Below are 18775 nucleotides of genomic sequence, written 5' to 3'. Positions count from 1 at the left end.
AAACGATATAACGTATCGTAATTGTGGGCCGCTGTTGGCCCGACGGGATCTCCGATGACCGCACGCATGCCACGCCGATGGCTCCCTTCCTCGCTGCTGCTTGCGCTGGCCGCGTTGGGTGGCTGCCAGCCCAACCTGCGCGCCGAGGCCGTTGCTTCCCGCGAAGCGCGCCCGCACAACGTGATCGTGATGATCAACGACGGTGCCGGCTGGGGCACCTGGGACGCCGCCGCCTACTGGCAATACGGCAGCCGCGAAGGCGCGCCATATGCGGATTTCCCGCAGCGCCTGGCGGTCAGCACCTTCCCGTTGAACGCCAGCAGCCGGCCGACCCGCGACAACGCACAGACCCTGGGCTACGACGCGGGCAAGGCCTGGGACAGCGAACCGGTACCGGCGCAGGACCTGCCGTTCGTCGGCTACCAGTACCTGGCGGCGGTCGCGACCGACAGCGCCGCAGCGGGCACAGCGTTGTCCTCGGGCATCAAGACCTACAACAACGCCATCAATTACAACAACGATGGCAATCCGGTCGAGTTCAATACGCTGCGCGCCAAGCGGCTGGGCATGGCGACCGGTGTGGTGACCTCAGTGCCGTTCGCGCACGCCACGCCGGCGGCGTTCGCGGCGCAGAACGAGTCGCGCAACAACTATCACGCCATTGCGCACCAGATGCTGGCGCAGGGCCACATGGACCTGGTGATGGGCACCGGCGGTCCCGGCTACAGCGTTGATGGTCGCGCCTGTGATGAGGGTGCCGGAGCGTCGAAGGCCGAGGGCTGCGCGAACCCGTGGGAATGGGTATCGCAGCAGGACTGGCAGCAGCTGGAAGCGGGCAGCACCATTGCCGGCAATCCGACGGGACCGTGGCGCCTGATCCGCAGCAAGGAAGCGTTCACTGCACTGGCGCAGGGGCGGTTGCCGGCCGACCGGCCGCTGATCGGTGTACCGCGCGTGGCCAATACGCTCCAGCAGGCGCGCCAGCTGCAGGTGCTGGGCAAGGATGCGGCCACGCCTTCCGGGGTAAGGAAGATCGACAGCGTGCCCGATCTTGCGACCATGACGCGTGGCGCGCTGCGGTTCCTGCAGCAGCGCTCGGCCAAGGGCCTGTTCCTGATGGTGGAAGGCGGCGCCACTGATTGGGCCGCGCATACCAGCGCCTGCGGCACCGAATGGCACTACGGCCAGTGCAGCGACCAGCCGCAGTACGGCCGCCTGATCGAGGAAACCGTGGAATTCAACGACGCAGTGGCGGCTGTGGTTGAATGGATCGAGCGCAACGGTGGTTGGGAGCGCAACCTGCTGATCGTCACCACCGACCACGACAACAGCATGCCGATGGGCCCGGATGCACAGAACGTTGCCTTCGAGCCGGTACGCAACAACGGCCGCGGACGCCTGCCGGGGATGAGCTTCCGGCCCACCGGCAACCACTCCAATGCGCTGGTGCCGCTGTGGGCCAAGGGCGCAGGTGCGGAGCTGCTTGGCAAGCGCGTGCGGGGTGTCGATGCCGGCTACCGCCAGCACGTGCGCTGGAATGACGGCAGCTACATCGACAACACCGACGTGGCTGCGGCGGTGCAGGAGGCGCTGCAGCGTCCACGGTAACGCCCGGTTGCACGCGGGCTGTTGTCGAGGCAGCCTGCGCACATGCAGTCGGATATCCGCATCGATGGTCGTGTCTTCGCCTACATCTTCCCCTGTGCGTGGGAAGACTACGCGAAGATCGGTTTTTCGCGTGATCCGCTCGGACGCATCAGCGCATTGCACCGGCGTTGGTTCGAGTTCTTCGACCTGGACGCCGGTGCACTGGTGGAAGCGGAAAGCGAGCGCGATGCGCGGGATCTTGAGCTGCAGCTGCGCTCGCCGTTCAAGGCGCACCGCGCACCGGCGCCGATGACGATCCCGGACAAGGCTGGAGGTCGCACCGAATGGGTACGTGGTGCCAACCAGGCCTTGTCGCTTGCGATTGCCGCGTTGGGCGAACAAGGCTATCGCTGTTATCCACTGAAGGCGTGGCTGCGGGCCGCCCTGCGCCTGCGCATGGACCGGCTGCACGACTGGGCTGCGGTGCAGCTTCCGGAAGAGGAAGGCCTGCGGATGCCCGGCGGCCCCGGCGAGGGCGTGCTGCGTGACACCCTCGACGGTTGTCGGGCTTTGGAAATCGATCCGATGCCGTGGCTGCCTGAACACGTCCAGCGCTGGTATGCAGGCTGAGGAGCGCTCAACGGGCTCGCGGCGGCTGAACCGGCGCAGCCGGTTGCCGCGCGCACTGCGGGGCAGGTGTGGACGGACTGGCCAGCTGACGTGCCAACTCGACGCTGGCCACGTGGCCGTGCAGGAACAACAGGCTGCCGTAGATGTTCATGAGCGTGCCTCCACTTGAGTGGATTGCACGATACGGGCAGCATGGACGGGCAAAAAGCGACATTTCCGCAAGCATGCCTTGAGAGGAATTCAAGCCTGATGTCCCGTCCGCCCCTTCATGCCCTGCAGGGTTTCGTGGCTGCCGCCCGGCTCGGCAACCTGTCACGCGCAGCGGCGTCGATGAACCTGACCGTCAGTGCGCTCAGCCATCAGATGCGCCAGCTGGAAGAGCGGCTGGGGCAGCCGCTGCTGGTCCGCCAGCCGCGTGGCGTCACCCTCACCCCGGAAGGGCAGCGCCTGCTCGACCAGGTCGGCCCGCATCTGGATGCGATCAACGAGGCCTTCCAGCCCTATGCCGCACGCGCCGAGCACGTGCTGACGATCAGCGCGGTACCGTCGATGGCGTCGGCGTGGCTGGTGCCGCGGCTGGGGCACTTCGTGGCCGAGTACCCGCAGATCGAGATCAACCTGCAGTCGAGTGAGCGCCTGATTGATTTCGAGCGGCAGCGCCAGTTCGACGCCGCGCTGCGGCTGGGCAGCGGGCAGTGGCCGGGCCTGGTGGTGGAGCCGCTGTTCGACGAGTGGCTGCTGCCGATGGCCAGCCCGGCACTGATCGAACGCATGGGAGGGATCGGCCGCGTGCCGCTGAACCAGTGGCCGCTGTTGGGTGATCCCGACGGCGCGTGGGGCGCCTGGTTCGCGCTGAGCGGGCAGAACCCGCCGCCACGCTTCGTGGCGGTGCTGGATGATTCGGAGGCGCATCACCGCGCGGCGCTGGACGGGGTAGGCGTGGCGCTGGGACGGGTGACGCGGGCGCGCCTGCTGCTGGATTCCGGCCAACTGGTCGCGCTGTCCAGCCTGCGACTGAAAACCGCCTGGCCACATTGGCTGGTCTACCCGCAGCGCTCGGCCCACCATCGCGGCTTCCTGGCCTTCCGCGACTGGCTGCACGCCCAGGCCGCCGAGCACGTGCGGCACATGGCAGACGCGCATTCGTAGCGTCGAGCCATGCTCGACTGCGTGTGCGCTGCATTCACCGTACCAACGTAACCGCCTGCCCGGCACGGGCAAAGGCTTCGCCCAGCAACGAGCCTGCCTTGATCGCCTCCACGTCCTCGAACAGCGCCTGCAATGCATCGGCCGGGCGCGAGGCCGGCGCCGCGACCGCCTGCTGGATCGCGGTGAAGCGGTCGGCCAGTACGCGGTGGCCGGGATGGGCCTGTGCCCATGCCACCAACGGTTGGCGCACGCCGGCGGCGGCATCCAGGCGCTGCTGCTCGAACAGGGTGATCGCCGCCGACGACGTCTCGGCCCGCTCGATCTTGGCGTGGCGCAGTTCGCGGCTGAGGAACAGGTCGTAGGCCGCGCCACGACCGACCGCGATGCGCAGGCCATCGCGGTCCAGGTCGGCCACCTGCTGCGCAGGGCTGTCCTCGCGCACCAGGTAGGTGCCTTCGATCTCCACATAGGGGGCACTGAAGGCGATGCGGTCGGCGCGCGCCGGATCGATGGCCAGGAAGGCCAGGTCCCAGGCATCCTCGTTGGCTGCAGCGACCACTGAGGCCGCGGCGTCGTGGCAGGTGAAGCGTGCCTGCACGCCCATGCGCTGCGCCAATGCCGTGGCCAGTTCCAGCGACGGCCCGCGCGGTGAGCGCGCGTCACCCTGCGCCAGTACCGGATTGCCCAGGTTGATGGCCACGCGCAGGACGCCCAGCGGTGCCAGCGCACTTCGATGATCGGCCAGGGACATGCAGGACTCCGTGGGGAAAGGGTGCTCCAGCATGCCAGTGTCGTCCTGCAAGGCAATGTCAGTATCCGGCTATCCTGCGGCCATGAACCCCATCCTGCACGTTGAGATACCGGTCACCGACCTGGCCCGGGCCATCACCTTCTACCAGCAATGGCTGCGGGTGGCGGTGGACGAACCGATCCTGCTGCACGACTGCACGATGGCGTATCTGCCGTTTGCCGATGAGGCCGTCGGCGCCAGCATGTCGCTGGTGCAGGGTGCGGACTACCGGCCCTCCGAACAGGGCGCGCGCATCTATATCGGTGTCGATGACCTGGATGCCAGCCTTGAGTGTGCGCTGCAGGCCGGGGCCGAGCTGCGCTTCGGCCCGGCCGATGCCGGCGACTGGCGCGTGGCCGAGATCCGCGACAGCGAAGGCAACCGGATCGCATTGCAGGCGCGCGCTGTTCTGTAGCGCCGAGCATGGCTCGACGCTAGACGTGGGTCGCGGCGCGTGAGCGCTGCAGCCAGTCGTTGATCGCCGGATCCAGCCGTGGGTCGTCCGGCAACTGCATGCCGAAGCGCAGCTGCAATACCTCGCGCACGTCGCCAGCATCATGCAGCAGGCGCTTGTCCGGTGCCTGGCCAGGGCGGTACTCGGTGTAGCTGCCGCTGCCGATGGTGCGTCGCCAGTCCGGCCCGGTCAGTGACGCGCGCAGCTGGCCGGGGAAGCTGGAATCGGGGTGGGTGCACACGTACCAGTTGCCCACCACGTTGTCGATCGGTGCCGGCGTGTGCAGGTCGAAGCGATACATCGCCCGCCAGCCGTCGCCGGACTCGGCGGACAGCACGAAATCCCCCTCGCCGGGCAGGCGCTGCAGCAGGAAGCGCTCGTGAGGCGTGGCCTGCGGCTGCGGATCCTGCAGCCGCAGCGGCACGGTCGGGGTCAGGCTGCCGAAACCGGCATCCACCAGCCAGTCGTCGCCGTCCACCTGCACGCGCAGCAGCAGGTGGGTCCGTGCGGTCAGTTCGCCGTCCTGGGCGGCCAGCAGCACGCGCGCGCTCAACGGCTGCGCATCGAAGCCCAGCGCCTGCAGCAGCGCCAGCAGGCCGCCGTTGAGTTCGAAGCAGTAGCCGCCACGGCGGTCGTCGAGCAGCTTGCGCTGGATGCTGTCCAGGTCGATCGGCACCGCATCGCGCAGCAGGCAGCTGAGGGTTTCGAACGGCAGCAATGCGTTGTGGCGCTGCTGCAGCAGGGTCAGGCCCGCCAGCGTCAGCGGTGGCGGTGCATCCAGCTGCAGGCGTTGCAGGTAGCGGGGGACATCGAGCGTCGGCATGGGGCACCGGGCGGGGGAGGGACGTCCACTGTGCTCCCCCAACCGGGGTTGAGGTCAAGCGCGGCGCGGGTGTCATCCCCCCGTCGCCTGTGCCGGGTACAAAGGCCGCGTCCGCCAGCAATCGGTGGGACTGAAGCAGGAACGCCCTAAAGTTGCTCCATTTCCAGCCGATACAGGTGCGTCCTTCCGCCTGGAGTCTGTCATGTCGGCCGTCGTCCCCCACCTCCGGTCCCTGCGCATGCGGCTTGCCGCGCTGCGCTCGGCGTCCCCCGGCCTGCTGCTGTGGCTGCAGCCGCACCGGCTCAGCGTGGCCAACAAGCTCAAGGCGACCCTGTGGGTCTGTGGCCTGGGCCTGGTCGCGATCGCCGCCGTCTACGCCTGGACCGCCCATGCCAGCACACAGGCGGCGCGCAGCCAGGCCAGCTACCAGCACGGCAGCGATCTGGCCGCGAGCCTGGCCACGCGGGTGGCCGAGGCGCGACGTCTGCAGACCCAGTATGCACGCAGTTTCGACGACGCCGACCGCGCCCAGCTGCTGGCGACGCAGAAGGCGCTGCAGGCCGATCTTCAGGCCCTGCGCGCGATGCCGATGGATGCCGGTCGGCGCAAGGCGCTGCAGGCGCTGACCGAAGCCGCCGGCGCGTTCTCGCAGGGGGTGGCCGCCCTGTTTGAACGCGTCGACGAGATGGGTCGTGGCGATGCCGGCCTCGCCGCCCAGCTGCAGCAGGCCGCCGATACCCTGCAGGCGCAGGTGGATGCGCTGCAGCGGCCTTCGTTGGCGTTGTCCCTGCAGAAGATGCGCCGACAGGAGGCACTGCTGCTGCTTGATGGCGACTCCACCCATGCCGACCGTGCGAGCGAAGAGAAGCTGCCGTTCGATCTCGCGCTGGTGGGCCTGCCGACCGATGCGCAGGATGCCCTTCGCAACGGCATGGAGGCCTATCAGGCCGCGTTGCTGGGCTATACCGCCGCCCGCGTTGGCCTGGATGTGGAGGCGCAATCGCTGCTGGATGCCGCCGCTGGCGTGGCGCCGGCGCTGTCCGCCTTCCAGCAGGCCCAGGTGGCGGCGCTGGCCAAGGCACAGGCGCGCCAGCAGGCCAGCGCACGCACCATGAGCGTGTTGTTCGCAGTGACCCTGCTGCTGGTCGCCGGCGTGTTGATCACCAGCCTGGTGCTGGTGCTACGTGCGGTGCGCCAGCCGATCCAGGACACCCTGCGCTTCGCCAGCGACATCGCCGACGATCGCCTCGACACTACCCTGCGCGTGCACAACGCCAATGATGAGATCGGCCAGCTGGCACAGCGCCTGGTCGACATGCAGCAGCGCCTGCGTGCGCGCATCGGGACCGAGCGTGCCGTTGCGCGCGGCAACACCCGGGTGCGCCAGGCATTGGACAGCGCGCAGACCGGGCTGATGGTGATCGATGCCGAGGGCCAGGTGGCCTACGTCAATCCGGCACTGCTGCAGCAACTCGAACGCCAGCTCGAAGACCTGGTGGGCAGCGATGCAGTGCGCCTGCATCCGGCGCTGGCCAGCCTGGCCGGCGCGCGTCAGCGCGAGGAGCGCGAGATCGGTCATGCCGGTGTGCGCTACCAGCTGATTGCCAACCCGATCATCGACGAAGGGCAGTTCCTCGGCGTAGCGGTGGAATGGCGCAGTCGTGCACTGGAGACCCTGCTGGAAACCGAAGTGGCTGCCCTGGTCGATGCGGCGGCACACGGTGACCTGCATGGCCGCATCGCGCTGGAAGGCAAGCAGGGCTTCGTGCGCACGTTGTCGACCAGCATCAATCGCCTGCTGGCCACCTTTGAAACCAACCTCGGTGACCTGCAGGCACTGCTGGCTGCGCTGGCCCGCGGCGACCTCAGCGTGCGCATGGAGGGGGAGCTGCAGGGCGTGTTCGCGCGCATGCGGGACGATGCCAATGCCACCGTCGCGCAGCTGGGCCGCATCGTCACCCGCATCCAGCAGGCCACGTCCAGCCTCGATACCGGTGTCGGTGAGATCGTTGCCGGCCATCACGATCTGTCGCAGCGCACCGAGCAACAGGCCGCCAACCTGGAAGAGACCGCAGCGTCGATGCATGAGCTGACCGACACCGTTGGCCGCAACGCCGATGCCGCAGGTCGCGCCGATGCCCTGGTGCAGGGCGCGGCAGCGGTGGCCCAGCGTGGTGGCGAGGCTGTTGGCCAGGTGGTCGCGACCATGCACGGCATCAGCGAGGCCTCGCGGCGGATCGGCGACATCACCCAGCTGATCGATGGCATCGCCTTCCAGACCAACATCCTCGCACTCAACGCGGCGGTGGAAGCGGCGCGCGCCGGCGAGCAGGGCCGCAGCTTCGCCGTGGTGGCCGCTGAAGTGCGCCTGCTGGCGCAGCGCAGTGCCGAGGCGGCCAAGCAGATCAAGGGTTTGATCGAGGATTCGGTGGCGCGCGTCGGGCAGGGCAACCGGCAGGCCGAACAGGCCGGCACCACGATGGGCGAGATCGTCGGCAGCGTGCAGCAGCTGGCGGATCTTCTGGCCGGCATCCGCAGTGCGTCGCAGGACCAGCACGCCGGCATCGCCCAGGTGAACCAGACCATCGTGCAGATGGAGGCCAGCACCCAGCGCAACGCCAGCCTGGTGGAAGAGGCGGGGGCCTCGACTGCGCAGATGCAGGCGCAGGTACATGCCCTGGCCGAAGCGGTGGGCGCGTTCCGTCTGCAGTCGATGCCGCAGGCGCGCGCGGCGGCCTGAAGCTGCCCCGGTAGTGCCGGCCGCTCGCCGGCACCACCCTTGTGGCTCAATACACGTCGCGGCGGTAGCGCCCGTTCTCCAGCAGCGTTTCCACCACTTCATCACCAAGCGCGGTGCGCAGCACCTGGTCCACGCCCTCGGCCATGCCCTGCAGCGAGCCGCACACGTGGATCACCGCACCGCGCTGCAGCCACTCGCGCAGCGCATCGACGGCCGCACGCAGGCGATCCTGCACGTAACCACCCTCGCCATCACGCGAGAACGCCAGGTCCACCCGTGCAAGATGGCCGGCGGCCTGCAAGGCCTCGATCTCGTCGGCGAACAGGAAGTCGTATGCGCGCTGGCGTTCACCGAACAGCAGCCAGTGCCCGTGCTCGCCTGCGTGGGCAGCTTCGCGCAACAGGCTGCGCAGCCCGGCGATGCCGGTGCCGTTGCCGATCAGCACCATCGGGGCGCCACTGACACGATGGAATCCAGGATTGCGGTGCACACGGGCAACGATGCTTGCACCGATCGGCGCATGCAGCGACAGCCAGCCCGAGCCCCGCCCGGCTCGACCGGAGGCGTCATGCACCAGCCGCACCACCAGCTCCACCACGCCATCATCCGTGCAGGAGGCGATCGAATACTCGCGGCTGGGCAGCAGCGGCAGCCCGGCCAGCCACAGGCAGGCATCCTGCACCGCCAGCGCAGCATCGGCCTCGGGCAGCTCGCGTTCGCTGGCCAGCGCGAGCAGCGTGCGCGGATGGCCATCGACCAGCAGTGGCTGCAGCGGGTCCAGCCCATGTGCCTTCAACACGGCGCCGGCATGCCGCGCGTTGTGGCGGGGCGCGATGTGCAGGATGTCACCCGCCTGCCACTGCACGTCGGCTGGTGCGGCAAGACGGATACGCCAGATGGCTCCGCCGATGCTGCCAGGGTTGAGGCGGTCGCGGCCGAGCAGCCGCCACTCATGCATCTGCGTCGCCGCAGGCAGCACGCTGTCATCGGTGACGACGCCGGTGAGCGCACCCAGCTGCTGCTGCCACTGGCGCAGCGCCGGCACCGAAGCGGCATCGACATCGATGCGCTCGAACAGCGGACGCGCGCCGTTGTCGATCAGCCAGCCATCGAACTGGCGGCCGAAGCCGCAGTAATGCGGGTACTGGCGGTCACCCAGCGCGAGCAGGCCGAACTGCAGGCGGGACAGGTCCAGGCGTTGCGCGAGCAGCAGCCGCGCCGCGCGGCGCGCCGCATCCGGTGGCTCGCCGTCGCCAAAGGTGCTCAGTACGAGCAGTGCCTGGGAGGTGGCCTGCAGCTTCGCAGCATCCATGCGGGCCAGCGGCAGCACCTGCACCGCATGACCGGACGCCTGCAGCTGCGCGGCCGCACGCCACGCCAGTTGTTCGCCCAGTCCGCTCTGGCTGGCATGCACCACCAGCCACGGCGAACCACCGCCATCGGTGGTCGTTGCCGGCAGCGACCGGCGCAGCCCGCGCGCGGCACGCTGGCTGCGGCGGCGGTCCAGGTACAGCATCCAGCCGGTGATGAAGAACAGGCTCATGCCCAGGCTGCTGAGCATCACCACCACCCGCCCGGGCACGCCGAAGTAGCTGCCCGAATGCAGCGCGAACACGCTGGTGGCCAGCTGTCCGCCCGCGCCCTGGCGTGCGTACGGACGGGCATCGAGAACCGCGCCGCTGGCCGGATCGAGCTGCAGCAGGTCATGCGCACGATCGTGGTGGCCGCCGCGCTGCGACGGATCACCGGCCATCACCCGCACGTTCAGCGCCTGCCCCGGCTTCTCCGGCAGGCGCAGGTCGATGAAGCCGGAGCGCACGCCGGGCAGCGCGTACAGCGTGGCCTCGATGCGATCCAGGTCCAGTGCCGCGTCGGTGGCCACCTTGTGCTTGGCCGCCGGCGCCACGCCCAGCAGCGTGTTGGCCGCGTTGCGGTACCAGTCAAACGACCACCACAGGCCGGTCAGTGCACTCATCAGGTAGATCAGCAGCACCCAGGTGCCGATCACCGAGTGCAGGCTCCACAGGAAGCCACGGCCACTGCGCGTCCACTCCACCGCCAGCCAGCTGCGCCAGTGCCACCAGCGTCGCGGCCAGCGCAGGTAGAGCCCGGAGAGGGTGAAGAACAGCAGGGCGATCGCACAGCTGCCGGTGATCCATTTGCCGCGTTCGCCCGCGGCAAGGTGGCGATGCAGGTCTTCGACGAAGTCGAAGAATGCCTGCCCGCGCAGGGCGCTGAAGCGCTCGCCGCTGTACGGATCGAAGTACACCCAGTGTTCCTTGCCGCCGGCAAAGCGCGCGACCGACGGCCGCTGCCCGGTGGCATCCACGCGCAGGCGTTGCAGGGGGCGCTCGCTGCCGGCCTGCAGCAATGGCACCAGTTCACTGAGTGCAAGGGGATGCTGGCCGTCCGCATGGTGCTCGGCGATTTCGGCGAAGCCGGGATTGGCCGCGCGCAGCAGTTCGTCCTCGAAGGACAACGTGGCGCCGCTGAGGCCCATCACGGCCAGGACGGCACCGGCGGTAATGCCCAGCAGCCAATGCAGTTGGAACAGGACGTTCTTGAACATCGAAGGAGGAGGGCCTGAAGGCTGCCGCCCGCATCCTGCGCAACAGCAAATGAGAATTAGTCGCGGAATTCTCCGTGGCGCCCTGCCCGCGGTCAAGCAGGAGGTATCGGCCGGGCGGCGCCCGGCACCCGCAACAGCAGGTTGCCACCCCACCCTGGGCAGATTTCCGCGATCTGGTGGAACGGTAGTGGGGTCAGATCCGTTTTCCGCAGGACAACGGATCTGACCCCGGATTTATTTCGATATCTGACAGATGTGTCGACCAAGGTCGACACCCACCAGCAGCCACAGCGCCCCGCCAGGCCATCAGCAATCCGGAGCCGCATTGGCTTTGGCTGTCGCTGCTGCTGTTGCCGTTGCCGTGGCTTGAAGGCCTCTGCGGGTGCAGGGTGCAACCCTGCCGGACCCTCATCTCACCCAGCGGTCGATCTCACCGTGCTCGAACGGCCCCAGCTTTGTTTTCACCAGCCGCCCCTGTGCATCGAACAGCACGCTGTAGGGCAGCAGGCCCTGCGTATTGCCCAGCTGCACGCTGGCATCGCGTGGCCCCGGGGTCTCGACCACGATCGGGTAGTCCACCGGCACCCGCAGCAGGAAAGCGCGCACGTCGTCCGGGGTATCCAGCGCAATGCCCAGCACCTGCACACCGTTGTCGCCCTGGGCATCGGCGAAGCGGGCCAGTTCGGGCATCTCTTCCACGCAGGGCGCACACCAGCTGGCCCAGACGTTGATCAGCAGCGGGCGGCCGGCGAAGCGAGCGCGCAGGTCCAGCGGCTGTCCCGCCAGGTCCGGCAACGTCAGCGCGGGTAACTGACCGCCCACCTGCAGCGTGGGCTTCACGGCCGTCACCGTGGAAGCCGTCGCTGGTGCGGCCGGTGCAGACGGGCCGGGTGACAAACGATGCCCGGCCCACAGGCCGAGGCCGGCGGCCAGCACCGCTGTCCACAGCAGCGCTGGCCGTTGCCACTTCATCGTGCGGTGCGCAGCAGCGCTTCCTCGACCACTGCCTGGGTCAGCAGGGTCGGCAGCACCGTCGGTGGCGCGCCGGGTCCGTACACCACGTACAGCGGCACGCCCACGGCCTTGTGTTCTTCCAGGAACGTGGTGATCTGCGGGTCGACATTGGTGTAGTCACCGCGCATGTACACCGCGTTGGTGCGCTTGAGCAGTTCCTTGAACTCCGGCCGCGACAGCACGGCGCGTTCATTGGCCTTGCAGCTCACGCACCAGTCGGCGGTCATGTTGACGAACACCACGCGGTTGTCGGCGCGCAGGCGGTCCAGCAGCTGCGGCGAATACTCGACCACGTTCTCGCTGGCGGCCTGTGCGGCCCGCGCCGGCGGTGCCAGCTGGGTCACGCCCCAGGCAGGAACCAGCGCACCGATCGCCAGCAGTACACCGAGCAGGGTCACCGCGCGCGAGCCGGTCCAGCGGTTGCGTTCAAACAGCCACAGGCCGAAGGCGAACAGCAGCAGGCCGCCCAGCACCAGCGCCATGCCGTCCACGCCGCGCTGCTTGCCCAGCACCCACAGCAGCCACAGCGCGGTGGCATACATCGGGAAGGCCAGCACGTGCTTGAGCGTTTCCATCCACGGGCCGGGCTTGGGCAGGCGGCGTGCCAGCGCCGGCACGAAGCCGATCAGCAGGAACGGCAGCGCCAGGCCCATGCCGAGGAACAGGAACACGGTCATCGCCTTCAGCGGCGGGGCAATGAAGGCATAGGCAATCGCCCCGCCCATGAACGGGCCGACGCAGGCACTGCCAACCACGCAGGCCAGCGCACCGGTGAAGAAATCACCGGCCGGGCCGCTGCGGCTGGCCAGCGACTGGCCGAGGTTGCCGATGCCACCGCCGAGGGTGAACACGCCCGACAGGCTCAGGCCCACCGCGAACATGATGTACGCCAGCGCGGCCACCACGCCCGGGTGCTGCAGCTGGAAGCCGATGCCGACCGCGTTGCCGATCGCGCGCAGGCCCACCATCAGCGCGCCGATCACCGCGAATGCGACCAGCACGCCCAGCGTGTACCAGAGTGCATGGCTGCGCGCACGCTCGGGGCTTTCGCCACTCTGCGCCAGGCTCAGCACTTTCAGCGACAGGATCGGCAGCACGCAGGGCATCAGGTTCAGCACCAGGCCACCGGCCAGCGCCAGCAGCAGTACCCAGACGAACGAACGGTCCGGGTTCGGCGTGGTCGCCGGTGGCCGCGTGCGCAGGGCGTTACCATCGCGCGCATCGGCGGCGAGCTCATTGCCTGCACCCTCACTGCCGGTGGCAGCGGGGGCGGTGTTGCCATCGTTGGGGACGGTCGGAAGCAGGCGCAGCGGTGCGCCGCTGGCGGATTCACGTGGCGCGCCGGCGGCGCGCAGGGGGCTGATCACCTCGTTGCGCGCTGGCGCCTGGTCAGTGCTGGCGGAGAGCTTGCCCGCCGGAATCGACAGCTTCACCCGGCGGGTCATCGGCGGGTAGCAGATGCCATCGGTCTGGCAGCCCTGGAAGGTCACCACCAGGGTGCTGTCGACCGCATCAGTGACAGTGCGGCGCAGCGGCAGCGGCACTTCCACCTGGTTGAAGTAGACCGAGACATCGCCGAAGTGCTCGTCGCGATGGGATTGCGCGGCCGGCCAGCGTGGCCTGTCGGCCAGCACGCCGGCGCTGCCTTCCAGCTTCAGCGAGGTGCGGTCGCGATACAGGTAATAGCCGGGCGCCGGGCTGAAGCGCAGCAGCAGGGTGTTGCCGTCGCTGGCGATGGCATCGAAGCCGAACGCCTGCTCCGACGGCAGCGGCAGGGCCTGGCTGTTGTTGGCCGCGCCCGGCAGGCGCAGGCCACCGCTGTTGCCGGCACCGGCCAGCGGGTTGTTGAACGGGCTTGCCGCACCCGTACGCGCGGCAGGCGCCGCGGCCGCCGCACCGGCGCCAGGCAGGGTGACCTGTATCACGCGCTTCTGCGGCGGGTAGCAGACACCGGCATCGGCGCAGCCCTGGTAGCGCACTTCCAGGCTGATGGTGCCGGCGGCCTCGGTCGGCGTGCCGGGCAGGGTCGCCTGCAGGCGCTCGCGATAGGTCTCGACCTCGCCGAAGAAATCGTCGTGGTGCTTGTCGCCCCTGGGCATCTGCAGCGCGCCGGCATTGAAGGCGGGATCGGCCTTGACGCTGGTGCGGTGGCGATACAGGTAATAGCCCGGCGCGATCTTGAACTGCAGTTGCACCTGGCCCCGTTCGGGGGCACTGGCGGTCAGCGCGAACGCCTGGTCCACCGGCAGCAGGTCCTTCTCATCCAGCGCGAAGGCCGGCAGCGAGAGCCACAACAGGGCGCACAAGGCGGCGCCGCGCGCAAACAGAGTCTTCAATCAGTGTCCTCCCGGGTCTGTGCCCGGATCCAGTCCAGATACGCCGGCAGGCCGGCCCGGGTTTCGACCGCGATGCACTCCGGGAGTTCATACGGATGCAGTTCGACGATCCGGGCAATCGCGTCATCGACGCGGCTCGCGGTGGTTTTCACCAGCAGCTGCAGTTCGGTGTCGGTGGTCACCTCGCCCTGCCAGCGGTAGGTCGAGTGCGCGCCATCGAGGCGGGTCACGCACGCCGCCAGGCGCTCGCCGACCAGCGCGTGCGCGATGCGCTCGGCACTGGCCCGGTCCGGGCAGGTGGTGAACAGCAGCAGGACGGGGTCGACGGTCGGCATGACCGTCGAGTATAGGGCCGCCGCCGGCTCAGGGCCCGGCGGCGGCAGTGGACCGCTGCGTTGCGCGGTCAGTTGGCCAGCTGGCAGGTGGCCGGCTTGGCCGAGGTGAACAGGGCCGGGGTTGCCCACTCGGGGTGGTCGATGAACGGGTTGCGGTTGCCCTGGAAGCTGTAGACCACGTCATTGCGCGCACGCTCGGCATCATCCGGCGGATCGGACAGGTGCCAGTCGATCAGCGTCGACAGCAGGCCCATGTAGGCCGGCGAACTGCTGGTCTTGACGATCTTGCTGCGGTCGTCGGTGAGCTCCAGGTCCGGCTCGGACTGGCCGGTCGCCGCATCCTTGCCGCCCTCGTAGCGGATCGCCATGTACAGCACCGCACGCGCCATGTCGCCCTTGCGCTTGCCCCACACCTCGAAGGTGCCCGTGTTGCCGTCCGGCGTGCGCACCCAGTTGGAGTTGCCCGGATAGCCGCCGCTGCCGCCGCCCTGGCCGTTGTTGGCCTCGGTGGCGCGCTCGCCGCAGTTGGCGTCGCACTTGCCGAACGGCTTGTTGCCACGGTCGGCGTTCCACTGCGCGTCGGTCAGGTACAGCATGTGGGTGTCGGTATACGGCGCGTACGGCAGGCCCTTGTCACCGGTGGTGGTGGCAAAGCCCAGCGAGTTCGGCCAGGTGTGCTCGCGGTTGTACTTCAGGCCACTGCCGCTGCCGGCGCGATCGGTCACCTTGGCGTAGCTGTGGTTGCGATACGCATCGAGGATCCTGCCGGCATTGTTCGGATCCTCGTCGGCGATTTCCAGGATGGTCCAGGTGCTGGTGCCCGAGCCGCTGTACGGGTAGGCGGTGTGGCCCTTGATGGTGGCGTGCAGCGAGCAGCGCAGCTGGCTGGGGCTGCTGGTGTTGACCTTGGAGTAGTAGCCGGCCGGCACGCCCGGGTTGCCCGGGTCCGGATTGCCGCCGGTGCTGGCCACGGTGAAGGCGATGCGGCTGTCGGCGGCCGGGTGCGCGCCCTGCAGGTCGGTGATGCGCGCGGCGCGGATGTCGAAGCGGCAGGCTTCACCGGCCACCAGCGCAGTGTTGGTGGACAGCTTCACGCTGCGGCCGCTGGCCGGGAAGGTCAGCGGCACGCTGCCGGAGGTGCCGCAGCTCAGGGCGAAGGCGCCACTGGCCAGGTTCACCGTCTCGCTGAACACCACTTCCAGGTCGGCGGCGGCCGGGAAGGTGCTGCTGCCCTGCGCCGGGGTGGTGGTGGACACCGACGGCGGCGTGTTCGGGCCCGGAGTGCCGCCACCGCTGAAGGTCTGGCCGTTGTTGCAGCTGCCGAATGTCTGCCTGGCCGACTCGGCCCAGGTGAAGTGGGCGTACTGGCTGCCACTGCCGGTCAGTTGCAGCGAGGTGCCCGGAGCCGTGCTGTTGGTCTCGGCCACCGGAATGTTCTGGCTGGTCATGCCGGCGGCAGGGCCACCGGAGGCGGTGATGGCGCCCTCGTAGCTGAGGAACTGGACCACCTTGCCGCTGGCATCGACCAGGGCGATGCCGTCATTCGGGCCGTTCTGCAGGCCGTTGGTCGGGTAGTTGACCACGGCGATGGTCGCGCTGCCGCAGCCCGCGGCGCTACCGGCAGGCACCGGGTTGTTGGCGTAGACCACGGCCGCCGACGGATTGCTGCCGTTGTAGAGGTACAGGCGGTAGCCGGACAGGTCCTCACCGGCGGTGGCCACGACCTCGATCGCTTCGCCGACGTCGCCGGCGGCGGTGCTGTCGTCGTAGTGCAGTTCATTGATGAAGACCTCGGCCTGGGCCGGCGCAGCGGCCAGGGCCAGCAGGCAGGCGGCGGCAAGCGGGGACAGCAATCGCATCGACTACTCCTTGTGATTGGGAATGCGCGGCCGAGCCTAAGGCCGATCCAGTGACACTTTGTCGTAAATGAACGTCAGATATCTGACAGTGCGACGCGGGTCACCAAATGTCGAGGGTTTTGGACGCGGGGTTGTCGCATTGCACCGGCCTGAATGCCTTCACGCAGGGCGGGAATCCGCGCATCCCGGGGCGGCGAAAAATTTTCCTCGCCCGGCCTTGAAAGGTCCGGGCGCAGCTCCATCTCTGTCCTGCTCCCGATTCATCGGGCTTTTTCGCGAGCAATGCTGGCAGTCACCTGGGGTGAGTGCTAACATCGCCGGACTTTTTTAGACCAATCAATAACTTAAGAGGTCTCTCATGAGCATCAAGCCGCTGCACGACCGCGTTGTGGTCAAGCCGATCGAAGCCGACGAAATCTCCGCCGGTGGCATCGTCATTCCGGATTCGGCCAAGGAAAAGTCCACCAAGGGTGAAGTCGTGGCCGTCGGCCCGGGCAAGCCGCTGGACAACGGCAGCGTGCGCGCTCCGTCGCTGAAGGTCGGCGACAAGGTCATCTATGGCCAGTACGCCGGCAGCTCGTACAAGAGCGAAGGCGTCGAGTACAAGGTCCTGCGCGAAGACGACGTGCTCGCCGTCATCGGCTGAGCCCCGGCGCGACCTGTTTCAACCTGATCCCCAAATCCCAGCCGCCGGGCCTCGTCCGGCGCTACCAATGAGGTAAATGCAATGGCTGCCAAGGATATTCGTTTCGGTGAAGACGCCCGTTCGCGCATGGTGCGCGGCGTCAACGTTCTCGCCAATGCCGTCAAGGCCACCCTGGGCCCGAAGGGCCGCAACGTCGTGCTGGAAAAGAGCTTCGGCGCGCCGACCATCACCAAGGACGGCGTCTCCGTCGCCAAGGAAATCGAACTGGCTGACAAGTTCGAGAACATGGGCGCGCAGATGGTGAAGGAAGTTGCTTCCCGCACCAACGACGACGCTGGCGACGGCACCACCACCGCCACCGTGCTGGCCCAGGCCCTGATCCGCGAAGGCGCCAAGGCTGTGGCCGCCGGCATGAACCCGATGGATCTGAAGCGCGGTATCGACAAAGCCGTCGTGGCCGCCGTTGCCGAACTGAAGACCATCTCCAAGCCGACCGCCGACGACAAGGCGATTGCCCAGGTCGGTACCATCTCGGCCAACTCGGACGAGTCGATCGGCCAGATCATCGCCGACGCGATGAAGGAAGTCGGCAAGGAAGGCGTGATCACCGTTGAAGAAGGCTCGGGCCTGGACAACGAGCTGGACGTGGTCAAGGGCATGCAGTTCGACCGCGGCTACCTGTCCCCGTACTTCATCAACAACCAGCAGTCGCAGACCGCTGACCTGGATGACCCGTTCATCCTGCTGCACGACAAGAAGATCTCCAACGTCCGTGACCTGCTGCCGGTGCTGGAAGGCGTCGCCAAGGCCGGCAAGCCGCTGCTGATCGTGGCCGAGGAAGTCGAAGGCGAAGCGCTGGCCACCCTGGTGGTCAACACCATCCGTGGCATCGTCAAGGTCGTGGCCGTCAAGGCGCCGGGCTTCGGCGACCGTCGCAAGGCGATGCTGGAAGACATGGCCGTGCTGACCGGCGGCACCGTGATCTCCGAAGAAGTCGGCCTGTCGCTGGAAAAGGCCACCATCAAGGACCTGGGCCGCGCCAAGAAGGTGCAGGTCTCCAAGGAAAACACCACCATCATCGATGGCGTGGGTGACAAGGCTGCCGTCGATGCACGCGTCGGCCAGATCAAGACCCAGATCCAGGACACCTCCTCGGATTACGATCGCGAGAAGCTGCAGGAACGCGTGGCCAAGCTGGCTGGCGGCGTTGCCGTGATCAAGGTCGGCGCGTCGACCGAAATCGAAATGAAGGAAAAGAAGGATCGCGTCGACGACGCCCTGCACGCCACCCGTGCCGCCGTTGAAGAAGGCGTGGTCCCGGGCGGCGGCGTTGCCCTGGTCCGTGCGGTCACCGCACTGGCCGGCCTGAAGGGTGCCAACGAAGACCAGAACCACGGCATCCAGATCGCCCTGCGCGCGATGGAAGCCCCGCTGCGCGAAATCGTGGCCAACGCCGGTGAAGAGCCGTCGGTCATCATCAACAAGGTCAAGGAAGGCACCGGCAGCTTCGGCTACAACGCCGCCACCGGCGAGTTCGGCGACATGCTGCAGTTCGGCATCCTGGACCCGACCAAGGTGACCCGTTCGGCGCTGCAGAACGCTGCCTCGATCGCTGGCCTGATGATCACCACCGAAGCCATGGTTGCCGAAGCTCCGAAGAAGGACGAGCCGGCCATGGGCGGCGCCGGTGGCATGGGCGGCATGGGTGGCATGGGCGGCATGGACTTCTAAGTCCACGTCCCCGGCGGTCGTTGCCGACCCTGGTCGGCACGCCTTCCCGATGCAAGGAAGAACCCCGCCGCAAGGCGGGGTTTTTCATTGCCCGGTTGCCGCCGCCGCAGCG

General features: G+C 68.1%; 15 protein-coding genes. 7 read left to right on the top strand and 8 right to left on the bottom strand.

What is annotated here, in order from left to right; translation table 11 throughout:
- The first annotated feature begins 54 nt into the window (after window positions 1-54).
- Together CCR98_RS18735 and CCR98_RS18730 are read left to right on the top strand one after the other, a co-directional pair.
- The gene (locus tag CCR98_RS18735) at window positions 55-1608 is read left to right on the top strand and encodes an alkaline phosphatase (RefSeq protein WP_087923777.1); all 1554 of its coding nucleotides are present in this window, start codon (window positions 55-57) and stop codon (window positions 1606-1608) included.
- 42 nt (window positions 1609-1650) lie between these two features.
- Complete coding sequence (locus CCR98_RS18730) at window positions 1651-2217, top strand: GIY-YIG nuclease family protein (RefSeq protein ID WP_087923776.1); 567 nt, start codon at window positions 1651-1653, stop codon at window positions 2215-2217.
- Window positions 2218-2224: 7 nt separating this feature from the next.
- On the opposite strand, the gene CCR98_RS21220 is transcribed toward CCR98_RS18730, so the two are convergent.
- A complete protein-coding gene (locus CCR98_RS21220) occupies window positions 2225-2368 on the bottom strand; it encodes a hypothetical protein (RefSeq protein WP_198361034.1) in 144 nt (47 codons plus the stop codon).
- Window positions 2369-2466: 98 nt separating this feature from the next.
- On the opposite strand from CCR98_RS21220, the gene CCR98_RS18725 reads away from it, so the two are divergent.
- Window positions 2467-3366, top strand: a complete 900-nt coding sequence (locus CCR98_RS18725; protein WP_087923775.1) for a LysR substrate-binding domain-containing protein — start codon at window positions 2467-2469, stop codon at window positions 3364-3366.
- 34 nt (window positions 3367-3400) lie between these two features.
- On the opposite strand, the gene CCR98_RS18720 is transcribed toward CCR98_RS18725, so the two are convergent.
- Window positions 3401-4117, bottom strand: a complete 717-nt coding sequence (locus tag CCR98_RS18720) for a transporter substrate-binding domain-containing protein (RefSeq protein WP_087923774.1) — start codon at window positions 4115-4117, stop codon at window positions 3401-3403.
- Between the two features lie 82 nt (window positions 4118-4199).
- Between CCR98_RS18720 and CCR98_RS18715 the strand changes: the two genes are divergently transcribed.
- Window positions 4200-4571: a VOC family protein gene (locus CCR98_RS18715; RefSeq protein WP_087923773.1), complete on the top strand. Its 372-nt coding sequence runs from the start codon at window positions 4200-4202 to the stop codon at window positions 4569-4571.
- Window positions 4572-4590: 19 nt separating this feature from the next.
- On the opposite strand, the gene CCR98_RS18710 is transcribed toward CCR98_RS18715, so the two are convergent.
- Window positions 4591-5433: an arylamine N-acetyltransferase gene (locus CCR98_RS18710; protein ID WP_087923772.1), complete on the bottom strand. Its 843-nt coding sequence runs from the start codon at window positions 5431-5433 to the stop codon at window positions 4591-4593.
- 202 nt (window positions 5434-5635) lie between these two features.
- Here CCR98_RS18710 and CCR98_RS18705 point away from each other — a divergent pair, with 202 nt between their 5' ends.
- The gene (locus tag CCR98_RS18705) at window positions 5636-8173 is read left to right on the top strand and encodes a methyl-accepting chemotaxis protein (protein ID WP_087923771.1); all 2538 of its coding nucleotides are present in this window, start codon (window positions 5636-5638) and stop codon (window positions 8171-8173) included.
- A gap of 46 nt (window positions 8174-8219) precedes the next feature.
- Here the strand turns inward: CCR98_RS18705 and CCR98_RS18700 are convergent, their stop codons facing one another.
- The 5 genes from CCR98_RS18700 to CCR98_RS18680 all read right to left on the bottom strand — a co-directional run bounded on the left by CCR98_RS18700 (window position 8220) and on the right by CCR98_RS18680 (window position 16286).
- Window positions 8220-10742: a sulfite reductase flavoprotein subunit alpha gene (locus tag CCR98_RS18700; protein ID WP_087923770.1), complete on the bottom strand. Its 2523-nt coding sequence runs from the start codon at window positions 10740-10742 to the stop codon at window positions 8220-8222.
- A 408-nt stretch (window positions 10743-11150) separates the two neighbouring features.
- The gene (locus CCR98_RS18695) at window positions 11151-11714 is read right to left on the bottom strand and encodes a TlpA disulfide reductase family protein (protein WP_087923769.1); all 564 of its coding nucleotides are present in this window, start codon (window positions 11712-11714) and stop codon (window positions 11151-11153) included.
- Window positions 11711-14092: a protein-disulfide reductase DsbD gene (locus tag CCR98_RS18690; protein ID WP_087923768.1), complete on the bottom strand. Its 2382-nt coding sequence runs from the start codon at window positions 14090-14092 to the stop codon at window positions 11711-11713. Before CCR98_RS18690 ends, CCR98_RS18695 begins: the two co-directional genes overlap by 4 nt.
- Window positions 14089-14427 (bottom strand): divalent-cation tolerance protein CutA, encoded by a 339-nt coding sequence (gene cutA / locus CCR98_RS18685; protein ID WP_087923767.1) that lies wholly within the window; start codon window positions 14425-14427, stop codon window positions 14089-14091. Before cutA ends, CCR98_RS18690 begins: the two co-directional genes overlap by 4 nt.
- A 68-nt stretch (window positions 14428-14495) precedes the next feature.
- Entirely contained in the window at window positions 14496-16286 is a 1791-nt protein-coding gene (locus tag CCR98_RS18680) for an endonuclease (RefSeq protein ID WP_087923766.1), read from the bottom strand.
- A gap of 358 nt (window positions 16287-16644) precedes the next feature.
- Here CCR98_RS18680 and CCR98_RS18675 point away from each other — a divergent pair, with 358 nt between their 5' ends.
- Window positions 16645-16932 carry a co-chaperone GroES gene (locus CCR98_RS18675; RefSeq protein WP_006396661.1) on the top strand — a complete coding sequence of 96 codons (288 nt, stop codon included), beginning with the start codon at window positions 16645-16647 and terminating at the stop codon, window positions 16930-16932.
- An 81-nt stretch (window positions 16933-17013) separates the two neighbouring features.
- The gene (gene groL / locus CCR98_RS18670; RefSeq protein WP_014038666.1) at window positions 17014-18663 is read left to right on the top strand and encodes a chaperonin GroEL; all 1650 of its coding nucleotides are present in this window, start codon (window positions 17014-17016) and stop codon (window positions 18661-18663) included.
- Window positions 18664-18775: the final 112 nt, after the last annotated feature.

It is taken from the genome of Stenotrophomonas sp. WZN-1, from assembly GCF_002192255.1.
GTDB lineage: Bacteria > Pseudomonadota > Gammaproteobacteria > Xanthomonadales > Xanthomonadaceae > Stenotrophomonas.
This window is presented reverse-complemented; position numbering and strand designations above follow the sequence as displayed.

Bases quoted from the DNA above. Each gene is read 5' to 3' on its own strand.
- cutA (WP_087923767.1), bottom strand. From the start codon at position 14,427: ATGCCGACCGTCGACCCCGTCCTGCTGCTGTTCACCACCTGCCCGGAC.
- CCR98_RS18720 (WP_087923774.1), bottom strand. From the start codon at position 4,117: ATGTCCCTGGCCGATCATCGAAGTGCGCTGGCACCGCTGGGCGTCCTG.
- CCR98_RS18715 (WP_087923773.1), top strand. From the start codon at position 4,200: ATGAACCCCATCCTGCACGTTGAGATACCGGTCACCGACCTGGCCCGG.
- CCR98_RS18700 (WP_087923770.1), bottom strand. From the start codon at position 10,742: ATGTTCAAGAACGTCCTGTTCCAACTGCATTGGCTGCTGGGCATTACC.
- CCR98_RS18735 (WP_087923777.1), top strand. From the start codon at position 55: ATGACCGCACGCATGCCACGCCGATGGCTCCCTTCCTCGCTGCTGCTT.
- CCR98_RS18725 (WP_087923775.1), top strand. From the start codon at position 2,467: ATGTCCCGTCCGCCCCTTCATGCCCTGCAGGGTTTCGTGGCTGCCGCC.
- CCR98_RS18730 (WP_087923776.1), top strand. From the start codon at position 1,651: ATGCAGTCGGATATCCGCATCGATGGTCGTGTCTTCGCCTACATCTTC.
- CCR98_RS18675 (WP_006396661.1), top strand. From the start codon at position 16,645: ATGAGCATCAAGCCGCTGCACGACCGCGTTGTGGTCAAGCCGATCGAA.
- CCR98_RS21220 (WP_198361034.1), bottom strand. From the start codon at position 2,368: ATGAACATCTACGGCAGCCTGTTGTTCCTGCACGGCCACGTGGCCAGC.
- CCR98_RS18705 (WP_087923771.1), top strand. From the start codon at position 5,636: ATGTCGGCCGTCGTCCCCCACCTCCGGTCCCTGCGCATGCGGCTTGCC.
- groL (WP_014038666.1), top strand. From the start codon at position 17,014: ATGGCTGCCAAGGATATTCGTTTCGGTGAAGACGCCCGTTCGCGCATG.
- CCR98_RS18710 (WP_087923772.1), bottom strand. From the start codon at position 5,433: ATGCCGACGCTCGATGTCCCCCGCTACCTGCAACGCCTGCAGCTGGAT.
- CCR98_RS18680 (WP_087923766.1), bottom strand. From the start codon at position 16,286: ATGCGATTGCTGTCCCCGCTTGCCGCCGCCTGCCTGCTGGCCCTGGCC.
- CCR98_RS18695 (WP_087923769.1), bottom strand. From the start codon at position 11,714: ATGAAGTGGCAACGGCCAGCGCTGCTGTGGACAGCGGTGCTGGCCGCC.